This window comes from Sphingomonas sp. 77B, assembly GCF_056497825.1.
The window spans coordinates 1,202,750-1,217,107 of the sequence record NZ_JBWMBY010000001.1 but is presented as its reverse complement, the minus strand read 5'-3'; the positions used below and the strand labels follow the sequence as shown (position 1 = coordinate 1,217,107).

Annotated in this window: 7 protein-coding genes and 1 pseudogene; 3 read left to right on the top strand and 5 right to left on the bottom strand. The window is 65.9% G+C overall.

Going from position 1 to position 14,358, the window contains the following annotated elements:
- Positions 1-14: 14 nt before the first annotated feature.
- The 3 genes and pseudogenes from tnpC (at position 15) to AC1GI4_RS05450 (ending at position 6,155) form a co-directional block, all read left to right on the top strand.
- Positions 15-1,567, top strand: a pseudogene (gene tnpC / locus AC1GI4_RS05460) (IS66 family transposase).
- Positions 1,568-1,831: 264 nt separating this feature from the next.
- Positions 1,832-2,887 (top strand): arabinan endo-1,5-alpha-L-arabinosidase, encoded by a 1,056-nt coding sequence (locus AC1GI4_RS05455; RefSeq protein WP_479628849.1) that lies wholly within the window; start codon positions 1,832-1,834, stop codon positions 2,885-2,887.
- Between the two features lie 358 nt (positions 2,888-3,245).
- Complete coding sequence (locus AC1GI4_RS05450; protein ID WP_479628848.1) at positions 3,246-6,155, top strand: TonB-dependent receptor; 2,910 nt, start codon at positions 3,246-3,248, stop codon at positions 6,153-6,155.
- A 170-nt stretch (positions 6,156-6,325) separates the two neighbouring features.
- On the opposite strand, the gene AC1GI4_RS05445 is transcribed toward AC1GI4_RS05450, so the two are convergent.
- From AC1GI4_RS05445 to AC1GI4_RS05425, 5 genes are all read right to left on the bottom strand, one after another.
- Positions 6,326-7,771: a GH1 family beta-glucosidase gene (locus AC1GI4_RS05445; RefSeq protein WP_479628847.1), complete on the bottom strand. Its 1,446-nt coding sequence runs from the start codon at positions 7,769-7,771 to the stop codon at positions 6,326-6,328.
- 61 nt (positions 7,772-7,832) lie between these two features.
- Positions 7,833-9,626, bottom strand: coding sequence for a glycoside hydrolase family 9 protein (locus AC1GI4_RS05440; RefSeq protein ID WP_479628846.1), 1,794 nt, complete (start codon positions 9,624-9,626; stop codon positions 7,833-7,835).
- A gap of 5 nt (positions 9,627-9,631) precedes the next feature.
- Positions 9,632-11,242 (bottom strand): tryptophan halogenase family protein, encoded by a 1,611-nt coding sequence (locus tag AC1GI4_RS05435; RefSeq protein ID WP_479628845.1) that lies wholly within the window; start codon positions 11,240-11,242, stop codon positions 9,632-9,634.
- Entirely contained in the window at positions 11,239-12,708 is a 1,470-nt protein-coding gene (locus tag AC1GI4_RS05430; RefSeq protein WP_479628844.1) for a tryptophan 7-halogenase, read from the bottom strand. Before AC1GI4_RS05430 ends, AC1GI4_RS05435 begins: the two co-directional genes overlap by 4 nt.
- Positions 12,705-14,222: a tryptophan halogenase family protein gene (locus tag AC1GI4_RS05425; RefSeq protein WP_479628843.1), complete on the bottom strand. Its 1,518-nt coding sequence runs from the start codon at positions 14,220-14,222 to the stop codon at positions 12,705-12,707. The genes AC1GI4_RS05430 and AC1GI4_RS05425 overlap by 4 nt, the downstream gene beginning before the upstream one ends.
- Between the last annotated feature and the right edge of the window lie 136 nt (positions 14,223-14,358).

Sequence of the window (14,358 nt, the reverse complement as noted above, 5' to 3'; positions counted from 1 at the left end):
GCTATGTAAACAGGGTGTCGGAAGCACCCGTTTCCCCTGCTGATGCGACCGCGCGGATTGCCGCGCTGGAGGCATCGCTCGCCCGGGCCAATGCTGCGCTCGCGGCCCGCGACCTGCTCATTGATACGCTGCGCGGACAGATCGCCCGGCTGCGGCGGATGCAGTTCGGCGCCTCCTCCGAAAAGCTAGGCCGCGAGATCGAGCAACTCGAACTGGCGCTGGAAGAACCCGAGACCGAGCGAGATGCGCCTGGGCCTGAGATGGTTGACCCTGGCGTGGTGGCGCGTCCCGTGCCCGTCCGCAGTCTACCCGGACATCTGCCGCGCGAGGAGGTCGTCCATGAGCCGGCGTCGGGTGCCTGCACCTGTCCGGACTGCGGTGGTGCGTTACGTCCGCTCGGCTCGGATGCGCACGAGATGCTCGACATAGTGCCGGTGCGCTGGCGGGGCGTGCGCAACGTCCGCCCCAAATACAGCTGCCGGTCCTGCGAGAAGATCGTCCAGGCACCCGCGCCGGTAAGCGCCATCGCGCGAGGCAAGGCGACCTTCGCGACACTGGCCCATATCGTCGTCTCCAAGTTCGACCACCATTTGCCGCTATACCGCCAAGCCGAGATGATGGCGGCGCAAGGGCTCGACATCGACCGCTCGACATTGGCGGGCTGGACCGGACAGGCCGCAGCACTTCTCGACCCCATCGTCAGCCGCATTCGGGACGAAGTCCTTAAGGCCGACAAGATCCATGCCGACGACACGCCCGTGCCGGTGCTCGACCCCGGCCGGGGCAAGACCGCGACCGGACGGCTGTGGGTGTATGCGGCCGACGACCAGGCGTCCGGCAGCACGGCACCGCGTGCGACCTGGTATCGCTTCACGCCAGACCGAACCGCCGCGCACCCGCTGGCGCATCTCGCCAGCTTCCGCGGCTTCCTCCAGGCCGATGCCTATGCCGGCTATGACGGGCTGTATCGCAGCGGCGCCACCGAGGTCGCGTGCTGGGCGCATTTCCGGCGCAAGGTCTTCGACCTGCATGAGCGGTCATCCACGCCGCTGACCACCGACATCCTCGAGCGGATCGGCACGCTTTACGCTGTCGAGGCCGAGGTCCGTGGCCAACCACCCGACGTGCGATATCGAGCCCGACAGGAGAAAAGTCGACCGCTGGTCGACGCCTTGCGCGAGGTGCTCGACGCCAGCTTGCGCCGCCTGTCACCGAAGTCCGACATGGCAAGGGCCATCGCCTATGGCACGAAGCGCTGGCCAGCGCTGTCGCGCTTCCTCGACGATGGCCGCTTGGAGATCGACAACAATATCGCGGAGCGTGCGCTACGCGGTGTCGCGGTCGGACGCCGCAACTGGCTGTTCGCCGGTTCGCGCGCAGGCGGCGAGCGGGCCGCGGCCATCTACACCGTCATCCAGACCTGCAAGGCCAACGGCGTCGACCCGCAGGCCTATATCGCCGACGTCATGCCAAAGTCGCCGCAGACTGGCCTGCCAGCCGATGGGATGAACTCATGCCCTGGAACTGGATGCCGCCGGCAGATCAGCCGATTGCGCAAGCAGCATAATCTGCGGCTTCCACGTCACGCTTACATTGCTTCAGCGCGGCTGCGGATCATGCACGGCTGCCCTATATCGAGCATGGGACGCCGACGATCTGCCGTAGTGGGCGGTAGACACCCTAAGAGTATTGTCTCTCTCGCGGGAGGCATCGCCTTCGTGGTCCCGGTAATTGGCCGACTTGCGTCGAGATATGTCCGACTATAGTTTCGACATATAAGCGCGCGGGACGATATTGCCGATCCGGCGGCGAAGCGAGGATGCCACCGACCATGCGCCAATCGGGCCGATCGTGCCGTCCTTACGACCTGTGCGCGCTGATGGTCCTGGCGGTGATGGCGCCGGGGGGCAAAGCCGTGGGGGCTGCGCCGCAGGAGATGCCGTTGTCGGGCGATGTTGTGCCCGCGCATGACCCGGTGCTGATCCGCGAAGGCGACCGCTATTTCGCCTTCTCGACCGGCCAGCGCGATCGTCGGCCGCTGGTCGCCCGGACGTCGCGCGATCTGCGGCACTGGCGTCCGTTGCCGTCGCCGCTGCCCGACCTGCCCGGTTGGGCGAAAGCGATGGTGGCGGGCGCGCGCGAGATGTGGGCGCCCGACATATCGCGAGTCGGCGGACGCTATCGGCTCTATTACTCGGTCTCCCGCTTCGGCACCCAGCAGTCGGCGATCGGGCTGGCAACCGCCGCGACGCTCGATCCGGAAGCCCCCGGCTATGGTTGGCGGGACGAAGGGCTGGTGATCGCCTCGCGGGAGGGCGACCCCTATAACGCGATCGATCCGGCCTTCGCACGGGATCGGCAGGGTGGCGAGTGGCTGGCATTCGGCAGTTTCTGGGGCGGGATCCAACTGATCCGGCTCGATCCGCTCACCGGCAAACCCGCGACAGGCGCCAAGCCGATGACGATCGCCCGGCGTGGGGCGGAGAGCAAGGAGGACGCGATCGAGGCGCCCTTCATCGTCGATCATGGCGGCTGGTACTGGCTGATCGTGTCGTTCGACTTTTGCTGTCGGGGCGTGAAGAGCAGTTACCATCTGCGCATCGGTCGTGCGCGGTCGATCGAGGGGCCATATCTGGACCGGGCCGGGCTGGCGATGCGCGAGGGTGGCGGAACGGTGCTGCTCCAGGCGGATGCGGCGGGCCGCGATCGGTTTCGAGGGCCGGGCCATGCGGCCGTGCTGCGCGACCGGGACGGTAGCGATTACCTGATCCATCACGCCTATGACGCGGCCGCCCAAGGCGTCGCGACCCTGCGGATCGCACGACTGCACTGGGATAAGGCAGGATGGCCGTTCGTCGATCCGGCGGCTGCCGGATCGACGCCGTGATTCGATGAAGGGCTCAGACGCTTCAGGCTCTGAATGAGGCGATCCGCGCTTTCGCCCTATATTCATGGTCTTGCCTGGGGCCGCCTTTCATCCGCCGTTCCATTTAAAAAGACCGACAAGTCCAAATGCGTGTGCACCGCACGAATATGTGTCGTTACCCTCTGATTCTTAAATGAAATGACACATTAATAGCGCTATCAAGACGGACGTGGCACCGGCTGCGGGTGTGGCCCAAAATCCACGACCTGACAGCCGTTTAACATTTTTGTTATCTCTATCTTGACGCCGTACCGTCATAGTCAGACAAATGCCGCCGTCACGGGCACCGAAAACTCGGGCCAATTTGAGGGGAAGTCTGATGAAGCGTCACATCCTTTTGCTGTCGGTTACGCCTTGGGCGTTGCTGGCCGTACCCGCGATGGCGCAGTCGTCGACCACGCCGCAAAAGGCCGAGAGTGCGGACGCCGCGCCCCCGATCGAAACGCAGACGGCGACGGGAATCCGCCAGGATGTCGGTGAGGTGCCGGATCGCAGCCCGGTCCAGGCGTCGACCACCGGCCTGCCCGGGCCGGAGACCGACCCGCGCGACATCGTCGTCACCGGCTTCCGCGCCAGCTTGGGTTCGGCGCAGGCGATCAAGCGCAATTCGGACGCGATCCTGGACGCGATCGTCGCGCAGGATATCGGCAAACTGCCCGACAATACCGCGGCGGAATCGCTCGCTCGCGTCACCGGCGTCCAGGTCAGCCGCTACAGCGACGAAGTGAACCAGGTGCTGGTCCGTGGCCTGCCCGACGTGGCGACCACCTTCAACGGCCGCGACATCTTTACCGCCGAAGGCCGCGGCGTCGCGCTCCAGGATTTCCCGGCGGGCGCGCTGGCCGGTCTCGAAGTCTATAAGTCGGGCACGGCCGATCTGCTGGAACCGGGCCTGGCGGGCCTCATCAACGTGCGTTCGCGTCGGCCTTTCGATTTCGAAAAGGGCTTCACGATCGCGGGCGGTGTTCGCGGCACCTATAACGACCAGTCGAAGAAGTTCGACCCGCTGGGCAATCTGCTTCTCAGCCAGCGCGCCGATACCCCGATCGGCGAGATCGGCTGGCTCATCAACGCCACCTACACCCAGGCGCAGTATCGTAACGCGGTGCGCTGGGGCGAGGGCAACACCAATTCGCCGACGACGGGTACGACGGTGCTGCCGACGTCGGTCGGTCGCAATTTCCAGATCCCGACTGCGGTCGGCGTCTATAATGACAGCGGCAAGCGCTGGCGACCGGCCATGAACGCCAGCGTCCAATGGCGCCCGGCGCATAACCTCGAACTTTATTACGACTTCCTCTATCAGGGCTATCGCGGCGAGATCGCGAATGACTGGTTCCGCGTTCCGCTGCTCGACAATAATCCGACGCTGAGCGACATCGTGCTGCGCCCCGGTGAGCCGCTTCAGGTGCAGAGCCTGACCAAGACCGGCGGCTACCGCCCCGAGGCCTATCGCAGCACGGCCAAGGGGTACACCAACACCTACCAGGCGGCGGGCGGCGCCAAATGGGATATCGGTCGCGCGCATCTGTCGACGGACCTGGCCTATACCAATTCGGAATATGGTTCGGACGAGTGGAGCTTCGACACGGCTTTTTCCAAGCCGCCGGTCGCGAACGTCAATTTCTTCGTCAACGATGGCGTATCGTTCGACCTGCCCGGCTTCGACAACACCAATCCGGCCAACTACATCTGGCGCGGCTATTTCGAAGCGACGTACCGTGTGCAGGGCAAGGGGTGGCAGTGGCGCACTGACCTGGACCTGGACACCGACCTGTCGCTGATCCCCAAGCTGCAATTCGGTATCCGTTGGACCGACCGCGATGCCTCGCTGAAGCGCGGCAACCGCTATGCCTATACCGAGCCGTTGGCGATCCCGTTGGCCGACGTTCCGGCGGGCCAGTTGGGGCTGACCCAGAATGCGTTCCGCGGCAATCAGGGCTTTACCAGCTGGCTGATGCCGTCGCGTGACGGCATTGCGGGCAATGCGCCGGAGCTTCGCCAATATGCCTTCAATGCGCTCCAGCGACTGGTGGCGGGGAACCCCGCCGATCAGGGTTATCGCGATGCGCTGAACCGTTTTTCGACGCCCAATGTCCAGTTGGACCCGTTGGCCGCGTTCTACGCGACCGAGCAGACCTATGCCTTTTACGGGCAGGCCAAATATGAGTTCAACATCGGCTCGATCCGCTTCGACGGTATGCTGGGCACGCGCGTGGTCAACACGGTGGGCGAATATAGCGGTATCTCGACCGTGCTGTTCGACAGCGTTCGTCGCAGCGAGGTTCGCCGTACCCGCGTCAATTACGTCGATATCCTGCCCAACATCTCGCTCCGCATTCGGCCCAGCGACAAGCTGCAGATCCGCTTCGGCGTTACCAAGACGCGGACCAAGCCGCAGTTTGGCCAGTTGAACCCGGCGCTGAACATCACCCAGAATACGCAACAGGTCGTTCCCGAGCAGCCGCTCGACCCGCGCTTCCCGGCCGGTCTGAACACCCGTCCCAACGCCTATGGCGATGGCGGCAACCCGGATCTGCGGCCGCTGATCTCGAACAACTATGACGCGACGGTCGAATATTATTTCTCGCCGACCGCTTCGCTGACGGCGGCCGTGTTCTACCGTGATCTCAACGGGTTTATCGGAAATTATATCAATCGGACCATCGACCCCATTTACGGGCTGATTGAAATCAACCGTCCGGAAAATGCGGGCAAGGGTCGCATCAAGGGCATCGAGGTCGGCGGCCAGACCTTCTTCGACTTCCTGCCGGGGCTGTGGAGCGGTATCGGCGTGCAGGCGAACGTGACCTATCTGGAGGGGAAGCAGCAATACCCGGCCAACCTGTTCGCTTCGACTGGCGGTACCACCGCGCCGCCGTTCGTGCCGATCCCCGGCCTGTCGAAGTGGACCTATAATATCGCGCTCTTCTACGAGAAGGGCGATGTGTCGACCCGCCTGTCGTTCAACAATCGCGACGCGTATCTGAACAGCAATTTCATCAACGGCGCCGGTTTTTATAATGGTGAGGGTGTAACCCGCTTGCAGCGTCTTGACTTCGGCTTCAATTATAACATCACCAAGGAAGTCACGGTTGCCCTCGACGTAGCCAATATTCTGGCCAAGCCCTTCAATAATTATCGTGCCTATGGCAACGGCCTGTCCTATCCGCGCGATGTGCGTGACGAGGGTCGCTATTACGGCCTGGGCATGCGCTTCCGCTTCTGACCGGATCGGGGTGGGTTTCGGCCCACCCCGCGATGATCCCCAACGGAGCCTTGCAGGGCAGGGATGGCAACCGCCGTCTCTGCCCTTTTTCTATCGGTGCCGGATAACGCGCACGAAAAACCCCGCCGGTCCTGCGACGGGCGGGGCTTCCTGTTCGTCAGTCTTTCGGATCAGACCAGCGCGTTGCGGCGGATCAGTTCCTTATACCATTGGGCGCTCAGCTTGGGCGTGCGCTTCTGGGTCGCATAGTCGACATGGTGCAGGCCGAATCGCAGGCCATAGCCGTCGGCCCATTCGAAATTGTCCATCAGGCTCCAGAGGAAATAGCCCTTGAGCGGATAGCCTTCAACGGCAGCGCGGCGGAACTGGCCCAGATAATTGCGCAGATACATGATCCGGTCGCCGTCATCGACCAGCCCCTTGTCGTTCAGCTTGTCGTCGGCCGAGGTGCCGTTCTCGGAGATGTAGATCGCCTTGGGGTTCCACATCTCGCTGACCGCGCGCACGCCCCAATAGGCGGCCTCGGGGCCGACATAGAGCCAGGGCGAGGCCATGCGCGGCGAATGGTCCAAATGCGGCAGCGGCGTATAGCCGCGCGGATCCTCCGGGTTCGCCTTCACGAAGGTCGGGGTGTAGATATTCAACGCGACAAAATCGAGCGGGGCGCCGATCGCGGCCATGTCGCCCGCTTGCACCTTGGGGGCGTCGGCGCCTGCGTTCTTCAGATAGGTGTCGGTGTACTTGCCCTCCATGACGGCGGTCAGGAACATCGCGTTCTCTTCGCGCATGGCTTTCTTTGTCGCCTCGATATGCTCGGGCGTCTCGATGACGGGGACGAAGATGCTGGCATTGTCGGCGATGCCGACTTCGGTGCCCGCCTTGGCGTTGGCGCGGATCGCCTGCACGCCCAGACCGTGCGCGAGGCAGCCATGGTGGCGGACCTGGTTCACCTGACCCTGGGACAGTTTCAGGCCCGGCGCGTGAATGCCGACCATGTGGCCCAGATCGGTGAAGCAGCGCAGTTCGTTAACCGTCATGAAGCGGTGGACGCGGTCGGACAGCTTGCCCGCCATGAACCCCGCATAGTCGGCGAAGGCCTTGGCGGTGTCGCGATTCTGCCAGCCGCCGGGCAGCGCCTGCGGCAGGTCCCAGTGGAACATGGTGACGTTGGGCTGGATGCCCGCCGCCAGCAGCCCGTCGATCACGCGGTTGTAATAATCGAGGCCCTTCTGGTTGAACTTGCCGCGTCCTTCGGGGAAGATGCGCGACCAGGCGATCGACATGCGATAGGCCTTCACGCCCAGATTCTTCAGAAGCGCGATGTCCTCGTTATAGCGGTGATAGCTGTCGCAGGCGACGTCGCCGGAGTCGTTGTTCGCGACCTTGCCGGGGGTGTGCGAGAACACATCCCAGTTGGTCAGGCCGCGTCCGTCTTCCTTCACCGCGCCCTCGATCTGGTAGGAGGCGGTGGCGCAACCCCAGAGGAAGTCCTTGGGAAAGCCCAGATCCGGCGCCGTGGCCGCTGCCGCGCGGGCGGAGGCCAGCGCGCCGCCCCCGGTGGCGAGCGCGGCGCCGCCCAGCGTGACGCCGGACTTCATGAAATTACGACGGTCCATATTCTGTCCTCTTCTGTATCTGTTGTAACGATGTTCGGGTGAATGAAGCCTGTCGCCGCCGTCAGGGGCGGGCGGGCAGGGGGCGGGCCAGATCGGTCGCCAGCCAGACGAGCGGCGCGTTCCAGTTGATCGCGACCTCGTTGTGCGCATAGGCGCGCGCATCGTCGATCCAGCAGCGTGTGCCCACGCATCGGCCCTTCAGCGCGGCGGAGGCGGGGTCGGGAAAGACGGTGCTGTTCGCGCCGCCGCTCAGCACGCCCGGCGGCGGGCCGGGGAGCCGTGCGTCGAACTGATGCGCCCAGAAACGATGATGCGGGTGCTGCATCGGCTTCCAGCCGAAGCCGCTGACATAGCTCTGGTCGAGCGGATTGCGCCCCAGCACATAGTCCATCGCGTCGACCGCGCCGTCGCGGTAGCGCGCTTCGCCGGTGAAGCGGGCGGCCAGCGCCAAAATCTGTCCGCGTCCCAGCAGCACGCTGTTCGACCCCCAGTGATAGGCGGTCGACGCATAGGGAATGTGATAGCCCGACCGGGCTTCCTCGGCGAGGAAGCGGTCGGCCAGCGCGATCAGCTTGGCCCGCGCCGCTGCGCGTTCGGCGGGCTGGACACCCGTCGCGGTCGCCAGCGTGATCGTGCCCAGCGCAGCGGTGCTGCCCCAGCTCGGCTCGCCGGTCAGCGCGGCGGCGTGGAGCGGCACCCTGTGCAGCGCCTCGGCCAGCTCGGGCATGCCGGTCGCGGCATAAAGCTCGGCGGTCGCCCAATAGAGTTCGTCGGACAACTCGCTATCGCCATAGCCGCCACTGCCGTCAAAGGCCTGCGCGGCATAGACGTCCGGGTTGCGCAGCGCCGCGCGATAGGCCTTGCCCGCCGCGATCAGGCAGCGTCGGGCGAAGTCGTTGTCGATCCCCCGCCAGATGCGCGAACATTGCGCGGCGGTGGCGGCGAGGTTCAGCGTGGCCGCCGTGCTAGGCGGGAAGAGCAGCCGCTCCTCATGATCGTCGGCGGGCGGCGTGGGCAGCTTGGTCCAGTGGCGGTCGGCGATCTTGTGGTGCGCCATGCCCGACGCATCGACCGGCGTCAGCCGCAGCGGCCCGCGCCCCTGCCGCCCGAGCGGCAGGGCCATGGTCTGGCCGTCGGGCACCTGCATCGCCAGCAGGAAGCGCATCTCCCAGCGGGTTTCGTCGAGCAGGTCGTTGATGCCGTTCCCCGCCTCCGGCAGCGCGGCGCCGCCATCGGGGAAGGGGGGCGACGCCGCATCGACTTCATAGAGATTCTGCAGCATCCACAAGGCGATGCCGCCATTGACGACGTACTTGCCCTGATCGCCCGCATCATACCAGCCGCCGGTCACGTCCAGCGTATAGGGACAGCCCGGCCAGTCGGTGCCCGCCTGATCCACACCCTTGAAGCAGGTCACAACCTCATGGGCATGCCCCGCCGGACGCGCCCATTGGGTGCCGCCCGCGAACCGCGCATCGATCGCAACCCCGGCACGCTGCTGGTAGAAGAAGTTGAGCGCGGCGCGCGACAGCGGGCGATAGACATTGGCCGCGATGGTGAAGACATGGCTGGTGCGGCCATCGACCTTCAGGCGATAGGTGCCGGGCGTGCGGAACGCGCCGAAGTCGATCTGCTGCACCGTGTCGCCCGAGGCGGCATCGGGGCCGAAGACGGTGGCGGTGCCTTGTGCGACCGTGCGGCCCTTGTCGTCGAGCAACGCCCACGGCACGGCCACGCCATCTTTCACGATGATGGCGCGCTTGGCGGTGTCGGGGCGGAAGCCGACCTGGTTCAGACGCGGCCCCGGCGCTTCCCCCGCGCCGGTCGCGGCCAGCGCGAGCAGGGGAAGGATCACGCGGGTCACAGCAACGGCGCTTTGCTCTGCACCGTGCCGCTCGTCCGTGCAAAGTCGAACCCGTCCTGCCCGCCGCGCGCCGCCATGGCGGGGGCGAGCGGGGAGGGGGCGGTCATACGCAGGAAGTCGCCGTGACTGGGCATGCGCGCCGCGGTGTCGGCATAACCGGCATGCATCTGCGCCAAGGCCTGCGCGACCAGATCCTCGTCCAGCGCATCGGCGGCGGGTTCCCAGCTTTCGGGGACCAGCCCCTGGCCCAGGCAGACGGCGACCCAGCTCGGGTTGCTGAACAGGTCATAGCCTTCGCGGAACAGCCGTCCCTTGCCCGACCACAGCGCCATCTTGCGCGCCAGGCTGTCGGGCACCTCCATGGTGCGCACCCGGTTCCAGAAGGGCGTGTCGTCGCGCCGCGTCGCCTTGTAATGCAAGATGATGAAGTCGCGCACATCCTCGTACAGGTCGTGCATCTGGCGGTTGAACTCATGGCGCTCGGCGGGATCGAAGCGTTTGTCGGGAAACAGGGCGATCAGCCGCTGGATCGCCGCCTGGACCAGATGAATGCTGGTCGATTCCAATGGCTCCAGGAAGCCACTCGACAGGCCAAGCGCCACGACGTTGCGGTTCCAGCTCTGCCGCCGCCGCCCGGCGGTGAAGCGCAGATGGCGCGGATCGCCCAGCAATTCGCCCTCCAGGCTGTCCAGCAACTGTGTCTCGGCCGCCTCGGCATCCCAATAGTCGCTGCAATAGACCAGGCCATTGCCCATCCGGTGTTGTAGCGGGATGCGCCATTGCCACCCGGCCTCGCGCGCGGTGGCGCGGGTGAAGGGATCGGGCTCGGCCGGGTTGGGCAGCGCACACGGCGCCGCGACCGCGCGGTCGCAGGGCAGCCACTGGGCGTAGCTCTCATAGCCGGTGCCCAGCGCCTCCTCGATCAACAGGCCGCGAAAGCCCGAGCAGTCGATGAACAGGTCGCCTTCGATCCGCCGCCCATCGGCCAGCGTCACCGCCTCGACATAGCCGTCCTCCGGCCGCAGGTTTACCGTGTCGATCCGTCCCTCGACCCGTGTCACCCCGCCGCGCTCGGCATAGCCGCGCAGATAGCGGGCATAGAGCGAGGCGTCGAAGTGGAAGGCGTAGAACAACTCGCGGATTGGCGAGCGTGCGTCCGGCTTGGCGCGACCGAACTTCCCCGCCTTCGCCGCGACCGCGCTCATCGACCATTCGGCGATGTCGGGCATCGCGCGACGGCTGCGTTCGCGTAAGTAAAGCTGGTGGAAATGTACGCCCTGCAAATCCTGCGCATGGCGACCGAAGGGGTGGAAATAGCGTTCGCCCTTGGCACCCCAGTCGACGAACTCGATGCCCAGCTTGAACGTGCCGCCGGTCTTGGAGAGGAAGTCGTTCTCGTCCAGCCCCAGCATCTGGTTGAAGGTGATGATCGGTGGGATCGTCGCCTCGCCGACGCCGACTGTGCCGATCTCCTCGGACTCGACCAGCGTGACCTGGGTATAGCCGTTGTTCAGCAAACGGGCGAAGGCGGCGGCGGCCATCCATCCGGCGGTGCCGCCGCCGACGATGACGACGCGGCGAATCTGATGGTCAGGGGAAGATGTCATCGGGCAAGGCGTCTCATCTGGGCCGCGCGCCACTGCGCATGAGCCGGAACATGGGGAAGGGCGGCGGCGATCGCGTCGGTCATCCGCGCCATGGCGGCATCGACTTGCGCCGCGGGTATACCGTGGACCAGCGGATCGATGCGGCGGGGCAGATAGCCCTGACCCAGCAGGATCGCGGCCCAGCTGTCGCGGGTGAAGGTCTCTTCCTCGTAAAAGGGCAGGCGACCCCGCTCGCCGAACTGGCCGAGCGTATGGGCGAGCGACGCCGGGAGCTCGGCTTTTGCCAAGGCCTGCCACATCGGCTCGGGGCGGCGGGCGGTGCGGTAATGCGCGGCAAGGAAGTCGCGCACGCGTTCCGCCTCGGCCAGCGTCTGGCGGTTGAAGTCGGCGGCCTCGACCTCGGCCATGGCGGTGTCGGGCAACATGGTGACGAGCCGGTCGATCGCGCTCAGCGTCAGATGCAGGTTGCACCATTCCAGCGGCTCGACCTGCGTCGCGGCATCGCCGATCGCGATGCAGTTGCCGCGCCAGGCTTCCGGTCGCGTGCCGGGGCGGATGGTGATGGGTGCATTGGCCACCGCACCGGCACGGCCCAGCATCGCGGCGGCGTCCGCATCGGACAGATGGGCGCTGGCATAGGCGATGCCGACCTGCTCTCCGCTCGACCAGTGCCAACCCGCCGCATGGGCGGTCACGGTCGTCAGCACCGGCGCGCCTTCGCCCGACACCTGCGTGCCCAGCAAAACGCGGTCGCAGGGCAGCCACTCGCTCCAACTCTGCCACGCCTCGTCGATGCGGCCCCGCAGCAGCGCGGCGGGGCCGGTCGCATCGATATAGAGATCCGCGGTCAGGGGGGCGCCATGCTGCACCGCGATAGCGGTCACATGGCCGTGAGGATCGACCTGTACCCCAGCGATCGACTCCTTTACTTCCCGCACGCCGATATGAAGCGAAAAAGCCCGCATCATCGCCACCTGACGGGACAGATCGAGCGTCAGGCCATAATCATGATCGGCAAAGGGGGTGCCCGGCGACGGCGGCACGAAGCCGCCTGCGCGCGCCAGTTGTGCGGCGGGGGCATAGGCGTCGAATGACGCCGCACGACCGTCCCGCGCGGCACGTACCCAGTGCAGGTGGAAGGCCGCCGGGCCGATGGCATGGCCATAGCCGCCATAGGCATGGACATAGTCTGGCAGCCCTTCCGCCCAGCCGGAAAAGCGCGTGCCCAGCCGATAGCCCGCGCCCGTCCGAGTGATGCCGTCATCCTCGCCGATGCACAGATCGGCGAGGAAACCGGGCAGCGAGGGCAGGGTGCAGGCGATCCGGTCGGACAGTGAGTCCCCGGCGGGCGGCGTCGCCAGCAGCGTGACGTCCAGAAACGGCGCACGACGTTTCAGCGCGGCGGCGGCGCTCCAGGCGGTCAGGCCGCTGCCCGCGATGAGGACGGTCGCGATGGGCGCGCTCATGCCGCGACCATCGGACAATAGCGTTCCAGAAAGGCGCGATGATCGGGGCGTGTGGCGACATCCGCCGCGATCTCGTGGCGTAGCAAGTCGACGGCGCGCAGCAGATCGTCGGTGCCCGCCACATCCGCGCGCGGGTCGCCGCCTCCCGGCACGATGCCCTGGCCCAGATAGACCGCGATCCAGCTGGCATCCAGGAAGACGCCCTCGCGATATTTCACCACCCGTCCACGCCTGCGCCACAGGTCCAGCTTCTCGCCCAGACTGTCGGGGATGGGCATGGTGCGGACATAGTTCCAGAAGGGCGAATCGTCGCGCGTCGTGGCGTGGTAATGCAGGATCAGGAAGTCGCGGATCCGGTCATATTCCAGGTCGATGACCCGGTTGAATTCGTCACGATCGGACGCCTCCATCTCGCGGCCGGGGAACAGTTCGATCAGCGCGGTGATCGCCTGTTGCACCAGATAGATGCTGGTCGACTCGAGCGGTTCCAGGAACCCGCTGGCCAGCCCGATGGCGACGCAATTGCCGACCCAGCTGCGCCGCCGCCGCCCCGCCTTGAAGCGCAGCAGGCGCGGCTCGGCCAGCTTCTCACCCTCGACCGCCTCTTCCAGAGCGCGGGCGGCCTCGCCATCGCTGATGAAGTCGCTGGCGTAGACATAGCCGTTGCCGGTGCGATGCTGGAGCGGGATGCGCCAGCGCCATCCCGCAGGCATCGCGATCGCGCTGGTATAGGGGGTGACGGCGGTCTCGGTGCGGCACGGCATGGCGACGGCGCGGTCGGTCGGCAGCCATTTCGACCAGTTCTCGAACGGTTCTTCCAACGTCTGGCCCAGCAGCAGCGAGCGAAAGCCGGAGCAGTCGATGAACAGGTCGCCTTCGACCCGCTCGCCATCGGCCAGCACAACCGCACGGATCAGCCCGGTTTCACCGTCGCGCTCGACATCGACGACCATGCCCTCGGTGCGCACCGCCCCCGCTTCCTCGGCCAGGCTGCGGAGATAGGGCGCGAACAGCAGCGCGTCGAACTGATAGGCATAGCCGAAGGTGGAGGCCAGGCCGCCCTTGGCGTGATCGGGATGGTCGAACCGCGCCTCGCGCGCCAGGGTGCAGGCATAGGACAACTGGTCCAGCGGTGGCAGGTCCTGTTCCTCGCGCGCCAATCGCGACCAGTAATGGTGGAAGTCGATCGCCCCCGTGCCCCGGCCGAAGGTGCCGAAGGGATGGATATAGCTGTCCCCGATCCGGCCCCAATCGCGGAACTCGATGCCCAGTTTGAAGGTGGCTCGGGTGCGCGCCATGAACTCGGCCTCGGGGATTCCCAGCCGGTCGTTGAACGAGCGGATATGCGGCAACGTCGCCTCGCCCACGCCGACCACGCCGATCGCCTCGGACTCGATCAGACGGACGGAACATTGTCCCGAAAGAAGACGGGTCAGCGCGGCGCCGGCCATCCAGCCTGCCGTGCCGCCGCCCACAATGACGACCCGCACCACCTCGTTTGTCACTTTCGTCATCCACCCCCGGCCCGGTGATTCCCGAACCAATTCCTTGTTTCATGCCGTGCGTCGGGTCCGTCCGCAATCCACCCAAAGGGGGAGCGTGGCAGGAATGTCGCACCTTGTCCCGGATCGGACGTTTTTTAAGTTAAAC